A 17,314-nucleotide genomic window follows, 5' to 3' on the forward strand; every position below is an offset into this window, starting at 1 on the left:
GACGCTAAGCGGAGATGGCCGACCCGTTCTTGAACGGATCGGCCATCTCCGGGATCACTGCCCTGCTCAGCTCTCGGCGGGCTGGTCGTTCGCCGACGGACCGGACGGGCGCGAGACCGCGCGGCGCCGGGCCCGGCGAACCGGGGCGGCCGGTTCGACGTTGGCCAGGGCGTCAACGGTGGACTGCTGCTCGGCCGGCTTGGACACCACCAGCGGCTGCACCGGTGCGCCCGCGCTCCCGGCGGACCGGACGGCCTTGCGACGCGGCCGGGCACCGTTGGCGGACTCGGCGGGCTCCTGCTTCGGCTCGACCGGAGCTGCAGGGGCCTCGCTGACCTGCGGCTTCTCCGCGACCGGTGCAGCGGTCCCGGCGGGCTTGGTCGCAGCGGGCTCGGTCTCGACCGGCTTCGACTCGGCGGGCTTGGGCTCGGCCTTCGGCTCGGGCTTGCGCTCCTCCGCCTTCGGCTCGGGCTTGGGCTCCGGCGCCTTGGGCTCAGCCTTCGGCTCGGCCTTCGGCTTGGACTCCTGCTTCGGCTCCGCCGCCTTCGGCTCGGGAGCCTTCTCAGCGGCCTTCTCGGCGGCCTTCTCCGAGGACTTCTCGGCGGCCTTCGGCTCGGGCGCCTGCTGCTCGGTGTCCTGCTGCTTGCCGCGGTTGCGGTTCCGGCGACCCCCGCCGTTGCCGTTCTGGTTGCCGCCGCCGTTGCCGCCACCGCCGTTGCCGTGCTGGTGGTGGATCGGCTCGGTGGAGACCATCAGCCCGCGCCCGCGGCAGTGCTCGCAGGTGCTGCTGTAGGCCTCGAGCAGGCCGGTGCCGACGCGCTTGCGGGTCATCTGCACCAGGCCGAGCGACGTCACCTCGGCGACCTGGTGGCGGGTGCGGTCCCGGCCCAGGCACTCGGTGAGCCGGCGCAGCACCAGGTCGCGGTTGGACTCCAGCACCATGTCGATGAAGTCGATGACGATGATGCCGCCGATGTCGCGCAACCGGAGCTGGCGGACGATCTCCTCCGCGGCCTCCAGGTTGTTCCGGGTCACCGTCTCCTCCAGGTTGCCCCCGGAGCCGGTGAACTTGCCGGTGTTGACGTCGATGACCGTCATGGCCTCGGTGCGGTCGATCACGAGGTAACCGCCGGAGGGCAGCCAGACCTTGCGGTCCAGGGCCTTGGCGATCTGCTCGTTGATCCGCTTCTCGTGGAACACGTCGTTCTTGCCGACGTGCTTCTCCAAGCGCGCGGCCAGGTCGGGCGCCACGTGGCCGACGTAGGCCTCGATGGTCTCCCACGCGTCGTTGCCCTGGACGGTCATCGACGAGAAGTCCTCGGTGAACAGGTCGCGGACGACCTTGATCAGCAGGTCGGGCTCCTCGTAGAGCAGCTGCGGGGCGTTGGCGCCGGGGGTCTCGGCCTTCTCCTTGATGACCTCCCACTGCGCCTGCAGCCGCCGCACGTCGCGGTCGAGGGCCTCCTCGCTGGTGCCCTCGGACGCGGTGCGGATGATCACGCCGGCGTTCTCCGGGACGATCCGCTTGAGGATCTCCTTGAGGCGCTTGCGCTCGTTGTCGGGCAGCTTGCGGCTGATGCCTGTGGCCCCGCCGCCGGGCACGTAGACCAGGAACCGGCCCGGCAGGCTGATCTGGGTGGTCAGGCGGGCGCCCTTGTGGCCGACCGGGTCCTTGGTGACCTGCACCAGGACGCTGTCGCCGGTCTGCAGCGCCTGCTCGATGCGACGCGCCTTGCCCGCGAGCCCGGCGGCGTCCCAGTCGACCTCACCGGCGTAGAGGACCGCGTTGCGGCCCCGGCCGATGTCGACGAAGGCGGCCTCCATGCTGGGCAGCACGTTCTGCACGCGGCCCAGGTAGACGTTGCCGACCAGCGAGCCGGAGCCCGAGGAGGTCACGAAGTTCTCGACGAGGACGTTGTCCTCCAGCACCGCGATCTGGGTCTGCTCGCCGTTCTGGCGGACGACCATCTTGCGGTCCACCGACTCGCGGCGGGCCAGGAACTCCGACTCCGAGAGCACGGGCGCGCGGCGGCGACCGGCCTCGCGGCCGTCCCGGCGGCGCTGGCGCTTGGCCTCGAGGCGGGTCGAGCCCTTGACGGCGCGGACCTCGTCGTCGCTGGAGTCCTGGCGCGAGGAGGTCTCGGAGGGCTCCCGGACGTGCACCACGGTGTTCGGCGGGTCGTCCTCGCGGCTGCCGCTCTCGTCGTCGGACGTGCCCTTGCGACGACGGCGCCGACGGCGGCGGCGCGAGCCCTCGCCCTGTCCCTCGGACTCGGCGGGCTGCTCCTCGGACGTCTCCTCCGCGGGCTCGCCGGCGCTGTCGGCCTGCGCGCCCTCGGACTGCCCGCCCCCGGCCTGGCCGCCCTCGGAGGTCTCGTCGCCACCGTTGTCGGTGTCGGAGTCGGCACCCCGGCCCCGGCCGCGGCCACGGCGACCGCGGCGACGACGGCGGCGGTTGCCGGAGTCACCGGAGTCGTCGGAGTCGTCCTCGGCGGCGGTGTCGGTCTGCTCCTCCGCCGAGGAGGGCTCCTCCGCGGAGGTGGTCTCGGCGGGCTCGGGAGCCGCCTCGGTCTGCGGCGCGGCGGCCGGGCGCTCCACCGGCGCCTGCGGCGCCAGGAACATGGCCTCCGGGGCCGCGAACAGCGGCGTCAGGCCACCGGCCGAGGTCTCCTGCTGCGACGCCGGTGCCGGGGCGAAGTCGGCCGCGGGCACGGACGCCTGCTCCGGCTCGGCGGTCTGCTCGGCGGTCTCAGCCGCAGGGGCCTCGGCGGCAGGGGTCTCAGCAGCGGAGGTCTCGGCGACCGGAGCGGCCTCGGCCGTCCCCTCGTCGCCCTCGTCGGCGACCATCTCCGGGTTCAGCGACTGCACGACGCGCAGGGCGACGTCCCGGTTGATGTTCGACTGGGCGCTGCGGACCGGCTCACCGATCTCGTCGAGCGCCTTGATGACCTCCCGGCTGCTGGCGCCCAGCAGCTTGGCGAGTGCGTGCACCCGGAGCTTCGCGGGCAGCTCGATCGTGCCCTGCTCCTCCTGGGTGGGTGTGGGCGATTGCCCGCTGGCGTTGTTCCCAGCGGGCGTGTCCATGTTCAACATCCAGCTCCTCCGCCCCCGGGCGCGTCCGGGTGGACGCGGCCGCACAGAGGCATGTGCGATCTTCTGGTTTCCGCCGCCCGCGGGCGACGGCAATTCTTCGTGGTCCCTCCGCCCCGGACCTGCAGTCCGGGAAGCCGTACGGCGGGTCGACGACGTCACGCCGTCCGTCACCCGACCGCGGGCTCTCCCGCCGGAGTCCGGTCGCCGCCTGAGTCCTGGGCCAACGGGTCGGCAATGCCTCCCCCGTCATCGAGCCGACCCTGTTCCAGCCGGGTCGCGCTCGCGGCGGCCGACGGTGCCAGACCGGCGACGACACGCAGGGCGCTCAGTACGTCGTCGGGTCGTACGACGGGTGTTGTCTGCCGCACGACCGTAACGAGTATCCCATACGGTGCGCACGCCTCGGGCCAATCGTCCACCCGGGGGGTCGCGCCGCGTATTTGATCACGCTGCGCAATCGGCCGAGGACCTTCCAGGACCTCGGCGCTGAGGAGCGCGGCCCGGGCGTCGATGGTCCGCCTGCCGTCCTTGGTCATGCGCTCGACCAGCGCGCTGTCCGCGGCCATGAGCTGCTCGGCCGCCCGGCGCAACTCGTCCACCTCGATGCCGGGCACGTCGATGCGCCACTTGCTGACCTCCAGCCGGTCCGCGAGCGGGCCCGGGCTCGCCTCCACCGCCGTGAGCAGGTCGATCCCGTCGGGCAGCGCGGAGTCCAGCTCGGCACGCAGCGCCTCGGGCTCGACCCGTTCCACCAACTGCAGCTCGACGTACTCGGCCTCGCTGGACACGCCCGTGGGCACGGCTCCGGCCCAGGACACCTTCGGGTGCGGGCTGAAGCCCTGGGAGTAGGCCATCGGAACGCCGGCCCGGCGCAGCGCGCGCTCGAAGGTGCGCGCCACGTCGCGGTGCGAGGTGAACCGCAGCCTGCCCCGCTTGGCGTACCGCAGGCGCAGCTTCTGCACCGGCGGCGCCGAAGGATTGGGGTGATCTCGCCGACTCAGAATGCCTCCCCGACCATGATCGTCACCGCCGGTCCCCCAGGACCGCTCACGATGGCGATGCTTGCGTGCTCAACCGCGCGGTGACAACACCTCGCGGGAAGTTTTCGATCCAGACCGTACCTGGCCGACGGTGTCGCGCACGTTCGCGCGCGACACCCTCGCCGCGCGCGAACGCGCAGGTCAACCGTTGCTGAACGCCGGATTCCGGACCGGCGAGCCCTGCCCGACCGGCGAGATCGGCAGCAGTTTTCGCCCGGTCGGGCCGACCTCGATGTCGGTGCCCATCGTCGGGCACACGCCGCAGTCGAAGCACGGCGTCCAGCGGCAGTCGTCCTGCTCGCGGGCGTCGAGGGCGTCCTGCCAGTCCGCCCACAGCCACTCCTTGTCGAGCCCGGAGTCCAGGTGGTCCCAGGGCAGGACCTCGCCCTCGGTGCGCTCGCGGGTGGTGAACCAGGCGAGGTCCACGCCCACCTCGGCGAGCTCGGCCTCGGCGCAGTCGACCCAGCGCTCGTAGGAGAAGTGCTCGTTCCAGCCGTCGAAGCGGCCGCCCTCGCGCCACACCCGCTCGATGACCCGGCCCAGCCTGCGGTCGCCGCGCGAGAGGAGTCCTTCGATCAGCGACGGCTTGCCGTCGTGGTAGCGCATGCCGATGTTGCGACCCAGCGAGCGGTCGGTGTTGATCGCCTCGCGGAGCTTGCGCAGCCGGTCGTCGACGGTCTCCGGGTCGGTCTGCGACGCCCACTGGAACGGGGTGTGCGGCTTGGGCACGAACCCGCCGATGGAGATCGTGCAGCGGATGTCCTTGCGACCCGACGCCTCGCGACCTGCGCGGATGACCTCCTTGGCCATCTCGGCGATCTGCAGGACGTCCTCGTCCTCCTCGGTGGGCAGGCCGCACATGAAGTACAGCTTGACCTGCCGCCAGCCGTTGGCGAAGGCCGCCGAGACGGTGCGGATCAGGTCTTCCTCGGAGACCATCTTGTTGATCACCCGGCGGATCCGCTCGCTGCCGCCCTCGGGCGCGAAGGTCAGCCCGGAGCGGCGGCCGTTGCGGGACAGCTCGTTGGCCAGGTCGATGTTGAAGGCGTCGACCCGGGTCGAGGGCAGCGACAGACCGGTGTTGGTGCCCTCGTAGCGGTCGGCGAGGCCCTTGGTGATCTCGGCGATCTCGGAGTGGTCGGCCGAGGACAGCGACAGCAGGCCGACCTCCTCGAAGCCGGTGTTCTGCAGGCCCTGCTGGACCATCTCGCCGATGCCCTCGATGGAGCGCTCGCGCACCGGGCGGGTGATCATCCCGGCCTGGCAGAAGCGGCAGCCGCGGGTGCAGCCGCGGAAGATCTCCACGCTCATCCGCTCGTGCACGCTCTCGGCGAGCGGTACCAGCGGCTGCTTCGGGTACGGCCAGTCGTCGAGCTCCATCGTGGTGCGCTTGAACACCCGGTACGGGGCGCGCTCCTGGTTGGGCACGACCTCGGCGATGGCGCCGTCGTCGCCGTAGGAGACGTCGTAGAACTTGGGGACGTAGACGCCGCCGGACTCGGCCAGCCGCAGCAGCAGCTCGTCGCGACCGCCCGGGCAACCCTCGTTCTTCCAGCGCCGGACGGCCTCGGTGATCTCCAGGACGGCTTCCTCGCCGTCACCGAGCACGGCCGCGTCGAGGAAGTCGGCGATCGGCTCCGGGTTGAACGCGGCGTGCCCACCGGCCAGCACGATCGGGTGATCGTCGGTGCGGTCGGTGGCGTGCAGCGGGATGCCGGCCAGGTTCAGCGCGCTGAGCAGGTTGGTGTAGCCGAGCTCGGTGGCGAAGCTGATGCCGAAGACGTCGAAGGCGCCGACCGGGCGGTGGGCGTCCACGGTGAACTGCGGGATGTCGTGCTCGCGCATCAGCTCTTCGAGGTCCGGCCACACCGCGTAGGTGCGCTCGGCGAGCACGTCCTCCTGCTCGTTGAGGACCTCGTAGAGGATCTGGACGCCCTGGTTGGGCAGACCGACCTCGTAGGCGTCGGGGTACATCAGGCACCACCGAACGGTGGTGTCCTCCCACGCCTTCACGGTCGAGTTGAGCTCGCCGCCCACGTACTGCACGGGCTTGGAAACCCGCGGCAGCAAGGGCTCCAACCTGTCGAAAACGGACTCCACAGCCACGCGACCAGGGTAGAGGTCCCCCGACGGGGCGCCGAGCGGGGGCGATTCCAGCCGGGGAGCACCCGGCTGAAACCACCGTGACCTTGGCCTGAACCAGTCGTTCGCCCACGCGCGAGCGGCGCAGCCGCGAGGCGTGAACACCACCCTCGCAGCCCGCACCGCCGCGGGTTCTGACACGTCTTCTGGCGAGTACGCCGCGGCGCCGTGCATTGGACATACACAAGCCGTGGCGCACGGAGTCCAGAAGACGTGTCAGGTTCCGCTACCCGCACCGCCAAGCAGAACGACCACGAGTACAGGTGTCAGGCACCCAGGTCGGGGAACCAGAGCTTGAGCTCGCGGGCTGCGGACTCCGGGGAGTCGAGCCGTGGACCAGGTTGAACTGGACCTCCAGGCCGAAGTCGCCGCGGATGGAGCCCGGGGCGGCCTTCTCGACCGGGTGGGTGCCGCCGGCCAGCTGGCGGAAGGCGGCGATGGCGTTCGAGCCCTCGACGCAGGCCGCCACGACCGGACCGCCGGTGATGAACTCGATCAGGCTCTCGAAGAACGGCTTGCCGTCGTGCTCGGCGTAGTGCTGCTCGGCGAGCTGGCGGTCGACGTTCTTGAGCTCCAGCGCGACCAGCTTCAGGCCCTTGCGCTCGATCCGGCTGATGACCTCGCCGACGAGGCCCCGCTCGACGCCGTCGGGCTTGACCAGCACCAGAGTGCGCTCGCTCACGTTCTCTCTCCTCACTTCACGGTTGCGCCAGGCGCGACGACCCGGCGCCCGAATTGACCGCAAGCGTATCGACGCAGGTGAACCGACCCCTCCCGGGGCCCGAATCGATCACGCCCGGGTAGGTGGGACCCCGACTTCAATGGAAATCAGGTTCCCGACTTCCATCGAAATCCGATTCCCCGGGGACGTCACCGCTGGGGGTCGAGGGTCTTGGTCCAGAGGGACGTGCCCCGCTGGTCGCGGAGGTCGACGGTGAGCTGGGCGGTGGCGCCGTCGATGGTGACCTCGCCGAAGTGCTGGAAGCCCTCCAGCGGCGAGGCTCCCTGGCGGGTGGGGGCGCTGACGAAGGCGACCTCCGGGCCGAACGTCGGGTCCATCTCGCTGGGGCCGAAGGCACCGGCGTTGAGCGGACCGGAGACGAACTCCCAGAACGCGTCGAACCCGGAGAACGCGGCGCGCTCCGGCGAGTAGTGGATCGCCGCCGAGTAGTGCACGTCGGCGGTCAGCCAGACGACGTTGCGGACCTGGCGGCGGCTGATCTCCTGCAGCACCCGGGCCAGCTCGGCCTCGCGACCGTTCGGCGCGCCGGGCAGGCCGTTGGCGACGGCCTCGATGCTGTCGCCGTCGGGGACGATGATGCCGAGCGGCATGTCCGAGGCGATGACCTTCCAGGTCGCGCGGGACTTCGTCAGCTCGTCGACCAGCCAGCGGGCCTGCTCGTCGCCGAGGATGCGCTCCGGCGTCGTGCCCGGGGAGTTCGCGTCGCGGTAGCTGCGCATGTCGAGGACGAAGACGTCCAGCAGCGGGCCGTGCGAGACCTTGCGGTAGACGCGGCCGTCGACGGCGTCTTGCCTGCGGACCGGCTGCCACTCGTGGAACGCCTGGAACGCGCGCTGGGCCAGCACGTCCACCCGCTTCTCGGTGTACTTGTCGTTGTCGAGGATCTCGCCGGGGTACCAGTTGTTGGTGACCTCGTGGTCGTCCCACTGGATCAGCTGCGGCACGTTCGCGACGAAGGCCCGCACGTTCTCGTCGAGCAGGTTGTAGGCGAACTGGCCCCGGTACTCAGCCAGCGTCTCGGCGACCTTGCTCTTCTCCGGGGTGACGACGTTGCGCCAGACCCGGCCGTCGGGCAGCGTCACCGACTCCTCCACCGGCCCGTCCGCGTAGACGGTGTCGCCGCTGTGCAGGAAGAAGTCCGGCCGGCGGTCGGCCATCGCGCGGTAGATCGTCATGCCGCCGATGTCGGGGTTGATGCCCCAGCCCTGTCCGACCACGTCGCCCGACCACAGGAACCGCACGTCGCGGCGATCCTGCGGCACGGTCCGGAAGGTGCCGGTCAGGCCCTCGCTCGCCACCCGGCCGTCGAGGTCCTCGGCGGTGACCCGATAGTGCACCTCGGTCCCGGCGGGCAGGCCGGAGAGCCGCAGCTCACCCGTGCCGTCGGTGTCGGGGGTCAGCTCCGGGCCGGGGACGCGCAGCGCGTCGCGGAAGTCCGGGCGGCGGGAGATCTCCACGAACATCCGGGACGGGCGGTCGGCGCGGGTCCACACCACGGCTCCGTCCGGGCGCGGGTCGCCCAGCTGCACGCCGTGGGTCAGCACGGGACGGCCGGAGCGCGCGAACGCGGTCCCGGGCAGCAGAGCGCCGGCCGCGAGCAGGCCGGCACCGGTTGCGCCGCGGCGCAGCAGCGCGCGGCGAGTCAGGTTCTCGGGGGTCATGGGCCCGGTTCTAATCCGGTCAGACCGCGCGGTGCTCACGGCCGGTCGACGAGCGGGTGAAACTTCGGTGTTGCTTTGCCGCGCCCGCGCGCGCTCTGGTGCGGGCCCGCTCGGACCGATAGCTTCACGAGCAAACCGACTGGCCGGTCTGACGAGGAGGTCACGATGCGCGCCGCCGTGCACACCGCCGCCAACGAACCGCTGCGGATCGAGCAGCTGGACGAACCGACGCCGCAGGCCGGCGAGGTCGCCATCGACGTGCGCTCCTGCGGCGCCTGCCACAGCGACCTGCACGTGATCAAGGGCGAGCTGCCGTTCCCGACGCCCGCGGTGCTCGGCCACGAGGTGGCCGGGGTGGTCGCCGAGCTCGGGCCCGGCGTCAGCGGTCTGTCGGTGGGCGACCCGGTCGTGACCAGCTTCATCATGCCCTGCGGCCAGTGCGGCCAGTGCTCGCGCGGCAACGAGGAGATCTGCGAGCGGTTCTTCCGGTTCAACCGGGGCCAGGGAAAGCTCTACGACGACGACACCCGGCTGCACCGCCCCGGCGGCGAGCCGGTGTGGATGTACTCCCAGGGCGGCATGGCCGAGCGCTGCGTGACCCCGGTGACCTCGGTGTACCGGGTTCCCGACGGCGTGGAGCTCTCCGACGTCGCCTCGGTCGGCTGCTCGACGATGACCGCCTACGGCGCGCTGCGGCACGCGGCGAACGTGCAGGTGGGCGACACCGTCGCGGTCGTCGCGGCGGGTGGTGTCGGTTCGGCGCTGATCCAGCTGGCCGCGGTCTTCGGCGCGTCGATGATCATCGCGGTGGACATCAGCGACGACAAGCTCACCGCCGCCCGCGAGCTCGGCGCCACGCACGTGGTCAACTCGTCCGAAGTGGACGCTCCGGCGGTGATCCGCGAGCTGACCGGCGGTCGCGGCGTGGACGTCGCGTTCGAGGCGCTGGGAGCCGTGCCGACGTTCAACGTCGCCCGCGACTCGGTCGTCGAGGGCGGCCAGGTCGTGGTCGTGGGCATCGCCGCGAAGGGCACGACCGGCGAGTTCGACCTCGCCACGATCGCCCGGCGCAAGCTGCAGATCAAGGGCTCCTACGGCGCCAAGCCGCGCCGCGACATGCCGGTCCTGCTCGACCTCGTCGCCCGCGGCCACCTCCGCCCGCAGGACGCCATCAGCCGCCGCTACCCCTTCGAGAAGGTCCAGGACGCCTTCGACGCCCTCAACCGGGGCGAGATCCTCGGCCGAGCCGTCGTCGACCTCGGCTGACCGGCGAGATCAGTCGGTGCCCTCCGGGTGGCCCGGAGGGTGTCCGAGCTGGTCGTAGAGCCGGCCCTCGCGCATGCGCTTGGCGATGTCCTTGCGCAGGTGCAGGATGTAGGCCCAGATCAGGGCGAAGATCGCGCCCATGATGCCGATCGACGGGTGGATGAAGACGCAGAGGATCATCGCGCCCTGCAGGCCCAGGGCGAAGCCCAGGCCCCACGGGCGGCGCTGCACGAAGGCCGCCACCAGCATCAGCACCGACAGCACGATGACGATCACGAAGCCCGCGCTGGAGACCCCGCCGCCGAACTTCCACACCACCGGCAGCGCCAGCAGGAACGTGATGAACTCCAGCGCCAGCGTGGCGGCCATGATGCCGCGCAGGCCCTTCCACGGGTCGCGCACGCCCTCGGGCGCCTCGGGCAGGCCCTTCTCGGGCTGGGGATTCTCGGGCTGGGACTCGTCGGCCACGACCGCTCCCGTCTCGTTCACGCGGGCTCCTTGCCGAACAGGGCGCGGGCCTCTCCCGCGGTCACCACGGACCCGGTGATCACCACGCCGCCGCCGGACACCGACTCACCGGGGTCGTCGGTCTCCTCGGCCAGCTGGATCGCCTGCTCGACGGCGTTGTCCAGCCGCGGCTCGACCATGATCCGGTCCTGCCCGAAGATCTCCAGCGCGACCCCGGCCAGCTCGTCCGGGTCCATCGAGCGCGGCGAGGAGTTGCGGGTCAGCACGAGCTCCTCCACCACCGGCTCCAGCTCGGCGAGGATGCCGCGCGCGTCCTTGTCGCCGAGCACGCCGATCACCGCGACCAGCTTGCGGAAGGAGAACTCGGAGCTCAGCGCGTCGGCGAGGGCTCGAGCGCCGTGCGGGTTGTGGGCGGCGTCGACCAGCACCGTCGGTGCCGCGCGCACGCGCTCCAGCCTGCCGGGCACGATCACCGAGGCGAACCCGGACCGCACCCGCTCGACGTCGAGCTGCCGGTCGGCTCCGGCGCCGAAGAAGGCCTCGACGGCGGCCAGCGCGAGGGCCGCGTTGCGGGCCTGGTGCTCACCGTGCAGCGGCAGGAAGATCTCGTCGTAGACGCCGCCGAGGCCTTGCAGCTTCAGCAGCTGACCGCCGACGGCGACGGTGCGCTCCAGGACGCCGAACTCCTGGCCATCGCGGGCCACGGTGGCGTCGACCTCGGCGATCCGGTTCATGATCTCCGGCTGCGCCTCGGCGGGCTGGGAGGCCATGATCACGACGGAATCGGGCTTGATGATCCCGGCCTTCTCGCGGGCGATCCCGGCGAGGTCGGTGCCGAGGTACTCGGCGTGGTCGAGCGCGACGGGGCAGATCACCGCGACGTTGGCGTCGGCGACGTTGGTGGCGTCCCAGCTGCCGCCGAGCCCGACCTCCACGACGCCGACGTCCACCGGCGCTTCGGCGAAGGCCGCGAACGCCATGCCGGTGAGCACCTCGAACTTGCTCATCTTCACGTCGTTCTGGGAGTCCACGATGGACACGTAGGGCGCGACGTCGCGGTAGGCCTCGACGTAGCCCTCCGGGCTGATCGGGGCGCCGTCGACGCCGATGCGCTCGGTGGCCAGCTGCAGGTGCGGGCTGGTGTAGCGACCGGTGCGCAGTTCGAGCCCGGTGAGCAGGGCGTCGATGATGCGCGTCGTGGACGACTTGCCGTTGGTGCCCGCGATGTGCACGACCGGGTAGCCGCGCTGCGGCTCGGCGAGCAGGTCGGTGAGCGCGCGCATGCGATCCAGCGACGGCTCGATCTTGGTCTCCGGCCAGCGTTCGTTGAGCTCGGCCTCCACCACGCGCAGCTCGTGCAGCGCGGCGGGATCCATGCCGGTCAAGTAGCCACTCCCCTAGCGACGACGGAAATGCCGAAGTTGAAGTCTACGTCTCCCCAGGTCGCCCCCACCCCGCACCCGCTCAACGCGAAGATCCCCGGAGCGGTGCGGCTCCGGTGGTGACCTCGCTGGAGCGGGACAGTTTTAGCCATAATTGTCCGGACATAACGGACATCGATCATGGGTGATTATGGCTAAAACTGTCGCCTGGTGAGGATCGCCGCCACCGTGAGGCCCCTCCCGCCCGGAAGGACCCCGGACACCGGGGGCGCCCCGGACGCGGGGGTCAGCTCTGCGGGAGGGCTTCGAGGCGGGCCGTGATGCGGGCGATGTCGGCCTCCGCGGTCTCGCGGCGGGCCTTGATCTTGTCCACCACCTCGGCCGGCGCCTTGGCCAGGAACGACTCGTTGCCGAGCTTCTTGTCGGCCCCGGTCAGCTCCTTCTCCGCGGCGGCGAGGTCCTTGGCCAGGCGCTTGCGCTCGGCCTCGACGTCGATCGCCCCGGACAGGTCGAGCTCCACGGTCACGGTGCCCTCGGCCAAGCCCACCTCGATGGAGGCCGACGAGGTGAAGCCGTCCTCCGGCGCCGTCACCTTCGCCAGCGAGCGCACCGCCGGCACGTGCGCGTCCAGACCCAGCTCGGAGACGCCGCTGAGCCGCGCCGCGACCTTCTGGCCCGGCTTGAGGCCCTGGTCGGACCGGAACCGGCGGATCTCGGTGATGAGCTTCTGCGTCGCCGCGATCCGGTCCGCCGCACCGGTGTCGACGCCCGCGCCGGTGGCCTGCGGCCAGTCCGCGATGACCACGGACTCGCGGCCGGTCAGCGCCGTCCACAGGGTCTCGGTGAGGAACGGGATCGTCGGGTGCAGCAGCCGCAGCAGCGTGTCGAGGACCTGACCCAGCACCTGGCGGGTCAGCTCGGCGCGCTCCTCGGTGCCGTCGAACTGGACCTTGGACAGCTCCAGGTACCAGTCGCAGAACTCGTCCCACGTGAAGTGGTAGAGGGCCTCGGTGGCCTTGGCGAACTGGAAGTCCTCCATCATCTCGTCCACGTAGGACACCAGGGCGTCCGCGCGGTCGAGGATCCAGCGGTCGGCGTCGGTCAGCGCAGCGCGGTCCAGAGTGGACTCCGGCAGCCGGGCGCCGTTCATCATCGCGAACTTGGTGGCGTTGAACAGCTTCGTGCCGAAGCTGCGCGACGCCGAGACCCACTCCTCGCTGATCGGCGAGTCGGTGCCCGGGTTCGCGCCGCGCGCCAGGGTGAACCGCAGCGCGTCGGTGCCGTAGGTGTCCATCCACTCCAGCGGGTCGACGGTGTTGCCCGCGGACTTCGACATCTTCTTGCCGTGCGCGTCGCGGACCATGCCGTGCAGCGCGATGGTCTTGAACGGGATGGCGCGGGCCGGGTCCCGGTCCTTCATCGCGTACAGGCCCATCATCATCATCCGGACGACCCAGAAGAAGAGGATGTCGTAGCCGGTGACCAGCACCGACGTCGGGTAGAACTTCTCCAGCTCCGGGGTCTCGTCCGGCCAGCCCATCGTGGAGAACGGCCACAGGCCCGACGAGAACCAGGTGTCGAGGACGTCCTCGTCCTGGCGCCAGCCGTCGCCCGACGGCGGTTCCTCGTCCGGTCCGACGCACACGACCTCGCCGTTCGGGCCGTACCAGATCGGGATCCGGTGGCCCCACCACAGCTGCCGCGAGATGGCCCAGTCGTGCAGGTTGTCGACCCAGTCGAAGTAGCGCTTGGCCATCTCCGGCGGGTGCACGGCGACCCGGCCGTCGCGGACGGCGTCGCCGGCGGCCTGCGCCAGCGGGCCGACCTTGACGAACCACTGCAACGACAGCCGCGGCTCGATCGGCTCCTTGGAGCGCGAGCTGTGGCCGACGCTGTGCAGGTAGGGGCGCTTCTCGGCGACGATGCGGCCCTGCTCGCGCAGCGCCTCGCGCACCGCGACCCGGGCCTCGAAGCGGTCCATGCCGTCGAACCGGGTGCCGGTGTGGGCGATGCGGCCCTGCTCGTCCATGATCGTCAGCATCGGCAGGTCGTGCCGCTTGCCGATCTCGAAGTCGTTCGGGTCGTGCGCCGGGGTCACCTTGACCGCGCCGGTGCCGAACTCGGGATCGACGTGCTCGTCCGGCACGATCGGGATCATGCGGCCGGTCAGCGGCAGCTCGACCTCGGTGCCGACCACGTGCCGGTAGCGCTCGTCGTTCGGGTGCACCGCGATGGCGGTGTCGCCGAGCATGGTCTCGACGCGCGTGGTGGCCACCACGATCGAGTTCTCGCCGTCGCCGTAGCGCATGGAGACGAGCTCGCCCTCGACCTCCTTGTGCTCCACCTCGATGTCGGAGATCGCGGTGCGCATCTCCGGCGACCAGTTGACCAGCCGCTCGGCGCGGTAGATCAGACCGTCGTCGTAGAGGTTCTTGAAGATCGTCTGCACGGCGCGGGACAGCCCGTCGTCCATGGTGAAGCGCTCGCGGGACCAGTCGACGCTGTCGCCGAGGCGACGCATCTGCGACAGGATCGCCCCGCCGTGCTTCTCCTTCCACTGCCAGACGCGCTCCAGGAACTTCTCGCGGCCCAGCTCGCGGTGGTCGACGCCCTCCTCGCGCAGCTGCTTCTCGACCAGCGCCTGCACCGCGATGCTGGCGTGGTCCATGCCCGGCAGCCACAGCGCCTCGTAGCCCTGCATCCGGCGGCGCCGGGTGAGGATGTCCATGAGGGTGTGCTCGAAGGCGTGGCCGATGTGCAGGCTGCCGGTGACGTTCGGCGGCGGGATGACGATCGAGAACGGCGGCTTGTCGCTGTTCGCGTCGGCGGTGAAGTACTCGGCGGCCACCCAGCGCTCGTACAGCTCGGCCTCTACGTCGGCCGGGTTCCAGGTCGACGGGAGTTCACGGTTGGCTGCGGCTGCGTGGGTCTGTGTCACACGTCGGATTCTACGAGTGCCCGAACGGCGGTTTCCCCGGGCATACCACCCGCCGCCACCAGCGGGTACGTGAGGTGAGGCACGCGAAAGGACCCGGCTCGCGATGAGCCGGGCCCCGTCGGCGCCGCAGGTCAGCCGGTGAACAGCTTGGTGACCTTGGTGATGAGCTCGTAGAGGCCGTAGAGGAACGGGACGCCCACCCACAGCCACGCGACGATCAGGAGGATCTGGCGGTTCACGGTGCTCACTGCTGCTCTCCCTTCGCCGGTTCGTGGAACTTCGGGTCGACCGGCCGGATCAGCTCGTTGGCGATGAAGCCCACGATCAGCAGGCCGATCATGATGTAGAGGGAGACCGCGTACAGGTCGGGACCCTGGGCACCGGCGGCCTCCTGCGAGTCGGCGACCGCGTTGACGATGAGCGGCCCGAGCACGCCCGCCGCGGACCAGGCGGTGAGCAGCCGGCCGTGGATCGCGCCGACCTGCAGGCTGCCGAACAGGTCCTTCAGGTACGCCGGAGCGGTGGCGAACCCGCCGCCGTAGAACGACAGGATCAGGATCGCGCAGATCACGAACACCGGGACGCCGGTCGCGCCGAACAGCAGGATGCCCAGGTACAGCAGCGTTCCACCACCGAGGTAGAGGCGGTAGATGTTCTTCCGCCCCACGATGTCCGAAGTGGACGACCACACGAAGCGCCCGGCCATGTTGGTCAGCGACAGCAGCGCCACGAAACCGGCGGCCGCGCCGGTGGCGACCGGGGTCGCGCTGTGCGCGAAGAAGCCCACGATCATCGGCGACGCCTTCTCCAGGATGCCGATGCCCGCGGTGACGTTGCAGCACAGGATGACCCACAGCAGCCAGAACTGCGGAGTGCGCAGCGCGTTCTTGGCGGTCACGTTCGCCGTGGTGATCATCGGCTTGGCGACGTGCTCGGGCATCGACTTCGGCTTCCAGCCCGGAGCCGGGGTGCGGACCAGCAGCGCGCCCAGCGACATGAACACCGCGTAGACCACGCCGTGCACCAGGAACGTCTGCGCGATGCCGGAGCGGTCCTCGCCGAAGGCGGACAGCATCGACGTCGACCACGGCGAGGCGATCAGCGCGCCACCGCCGAAGCCCATGATGGCGATGCCGGTGGCCATGCCCGGGCGGTCCGGGAACCACTTCATCAGCGTCGACACCGGCGAGATGTAGCCGATGCCCAGGCCGATGCCGCCGACGAAGCCGTAACCGAGCACGACCAGCCAGTACTGGCCCAGCGCCACGCCCAGCGCGGAGATCAGGAAGCCCAGCGAGAAGCAGACCGCCGACACGGTCATCGCCCAGCGCGGGCCGCGCTTCTCGACCGTCGTGCCGCCCACCGCGGCGGACAGGCCGAGCATGACGATGCCCAGCTGGAACGGCAGCGCGCTCAGCGTCCCGGACAGCCCGAGGGAGTCCTCCAGCGCCGGCTTGAACACGCTCCACGCGTAGACCTGCCCGATCGACAGGTGCACGGCCAGCGCTGCCGGCGGGATCAGCCACCTGCTCCAGTCCGGTGGTGCGACGATTCGACTGGGTGACAGCAGCCCTGAAACCATTGGGCCTCCCGGCTTCGCGACGTTGATAAAGCGCGCCGAGCATACTGTTGACCAGGACCCGGAACGACCCATCTGTTTTAAATTGAAACAAAGTTCCGAGGAGGCCCGATGGGACGCGTCACGGTGCGACGACCGGTGCTGCGGATCGCCTCGAACGGGCATCGCAGCAGGCCGGACGCCCTCGCCGCCGAAGAACCGCTGGAGATCCGGGTCAACGGCAAGCCGCTGACGGTGACGATGCGCACACCCGGCCACGACGTCGAACTGGCCCACGGCTTCCTGCTCACCGAGAGCGTCATCGGCGACGCCGAGGAGCTGGCGACCGCGCGCTACTGCGACAGCCCCGGTCCCGACGGCCGCAACACCTACAACGTGCTCGACGTCGCGCTCGCCCCGGGCGTTCCGATGCCCGACGCCTCCGTGGAGCGGAACTTCTACACGACCTCCTCCTGCGGGGTGTGCGGCAAGGCCGCGCTGGACTCGGTGAAGCTGCGCACCCGCCACTCCCCCGCCGCCGATCCGGTGCGCATCCGGACGGACACCCTCATCGGCCTGCCGGACGCGCTGCGCTCGGCCCAGCGCGTGTTCGACTCCACCGGGGGCCTGCACGCGGCCGGGCTCTTCACCTCGGACGGGCGGCTGCTCGCGGTGCGCGAGGACGTCGGCAGGCACAACGCGGTGGACAAGGTGATGGGCTGGGCGCTGATGCAGCGCCGTGTTCCGCTGAGCGGGTGCGTGCTCGTGGTCTCCGGCCGCGCCTCGTTCGAGCTGGTGCAGAAGGCCGCGATGGCCGGTGCTCCGCTGCTCGCGGCGGTCTCGGCGCCCTCGTCGCTGGCGGTGGAGCTGGCCGAGGAGCAGGGCATGACGCTGATCGGTTTCCTGCGCGGGTCCTCGATGAACGTCTACACCGGAGCGGAGCGGGTGACGATCGCGGAATCCGCGTGACGGACGCCTGCCGGAGTTGGGATGATTGCCGCAGGTGTTCGAGGAGAGGACTGCA

10 protein-coding genes and 1 pseudogene are annotated in these 17,314 nt (G+C 70.7%); 2 read left to right on the forward strand and 9 right to left on the reverse strand.

What is annotated here, in order from left to right:
* Window positions 1-66: 66 nt before the first annotated feature.
* The 5 genes and pseudogenes from REH65_RS11235 to REH65_RS11255 form a co-directional block, all read right to left on the reverse strand.
* The gene (locus REH65_RS11235) at window positions 67-3,093 is read right to left on the reverse strand and encodes a translation initiation factor IF-2 N-terminal domain-containing protein (protein ID WP_406692375.1); all 3,027 of its coding nucleotides are present in this window, start codon (window positions 3,091-3,093) and stop codon (window positions 67-69) included.
* Window positions 3,094-3,260: 167 nt separating this feature from the next.
* Window positions 3,261-4,055: a TIGR03936 family radical SAM-associated protein gene (locus REH65_RS11240; protein WP_406692376.1), complete on the reverse strand. Its 795-nt coding sequence runs from the start codon at window positions 4,053-4,055 to the stop codon at window positions 3,261-3,263.
* Window positions 4,056-4,274: 219 nt separating this feature from the next.
* Window positions 4,275-6,239, reverse strand: coding sequence for a TIGR03960 family B12-binding radical SAM protein (locus REH65_RS11245; RefSeq protein WP_406692377.1), 1,965 nt, complete (start codon window positions 6,237-6,239; stop codon window positions 4,275-4,277).
* Window positions 6,240-6,541: 302 nt separating this feature from the next.
* A pseudogene (ndk, locus tag REH65_RS11250) lies at window positions 6,542-6,957 on the reverse strand (nucleoside-diphosphate kinase).
* Window positions 6,958-7,145: 188 nt separating this feature from the next.
* Complete coding sequence (locus REH65_RS11255; protein ID WP_406692378.1) at window positions 7,146-8,678, reverse strand: alkaline phosphatase D family protein; 1,533 nt, start codon at window positions 8,676-8,678, stop codon at window positions 7,146-7,148.
* Window positions 8,679-8,843: 165 nt separating this feature from the next.
* Here REH65_RS11255 and REH65_RS11260 point away from each other — a divergent pair, with 165 nt between their 5' ends.
* Window positions 8,844-9,944 carry a zinc-binding dehydrogenase gene (locus REH65_RS11260; RefSeq protein WP_406692379.1) on the forward strand — a complete coding sequence of 367 codons (1,101 nt, stop codon included), beginning with the start codon at window positions 8,844-8,846 and terminating at the stop codon, window positions 9,942-9,944.
* A 9-nt stretch (window positions 9,945-9,953) separates the two neighbouring features.
* Here the strand turns inward: REH65_RS11260 and REH65_RS11265 are convergent, their stop codons facing one another.
* The 4 genes from REH65_RS11265 to REH65_RS11280 form a co-directional block, all read right to left on the reverse strand.
* Window positions 9,954-10,433 (reverse strand): DUF4233 domain-containing protein, encoded by a 480-nt coding sequence (locus tag REH65_RS11265; RefSeq protein WP_406692380.1) that lies wholly within the window; start codon window positions 10,431-10,433, stop codon window positions 9,954-9,956.
* The gene (gene folC / locus REH65_RS11270; protein ID WP_406693145.1) at window positions 10,430-11,788 is read right to left on the reverse strand and encodes a bifunctional tetrahydrofolate synthase/dihydrofolate synthase; all 1,359 of its coding nucleotides are present in this window, start codon (window positions 11,786-11,788) and stop codon (window positions 10,430-10,432) included. The genes REH65_RS11265 and folC overlap by 4 nt, the downstream gene beginning before the upstream one ends.
* 292 nt (window positions 11,789-12,080) lie before the next feature.
* Complete coding sequence (locus REH65_RS11275) at window positions 12,081-14,732, reverse strand: valine--tRNA ligase (protein WP_406692381.1); 2,652 nt, start codon at window positions 14,730-14,732, stop codon at window positions 12,081-12,083.
* 244 nt (window positions 14,733-14,976) lie between these two features.
* On the reverse strand, window positions 14,977-16,314 hold the full coding sequence (locus tag REH65_RS11280) for an OFA family MFS transporter (RefSeq protein ID WP_406692382.1): 1,338 nt from the start codon (window positions 16,312-16,314) through the stop codon (window positions 14,977-14,979).
* Window positions 16,315-16,422: 108 nt separating this feature from the next.
* On the opposite strand from REH65_RS11280, the gene fdhD reads away from it, so the two are divergent.
* The gene (gene fdhD, locus REH65_RS11285) at window positions 16,423-17,259 is read left to right on the forward strand and encodes a formate dehydrogenase accessory sulfurtransferase FdhD (protein ID WP_406692383.1); all 837 of its coding nucleotides are present in this window, start codon (window positions 16,423-16,425) and stop codon (window positions 17,257-17,259) included.
* The last annotated feature ends 55 nt before the right edge of the window (window positions 17,260-17,314 follow it).

This window comes from Saccharopolyspora sp. ID03-671, assembly GCF_045278815.1.
GTDB classification, from domain to species: Bacteria; Actinomycetota; Actinomycetes; order Mycobacteriales; family Pseudonocardiaceae; genus Saccharopolyspora; species Saccharopolyspora ipomoeae.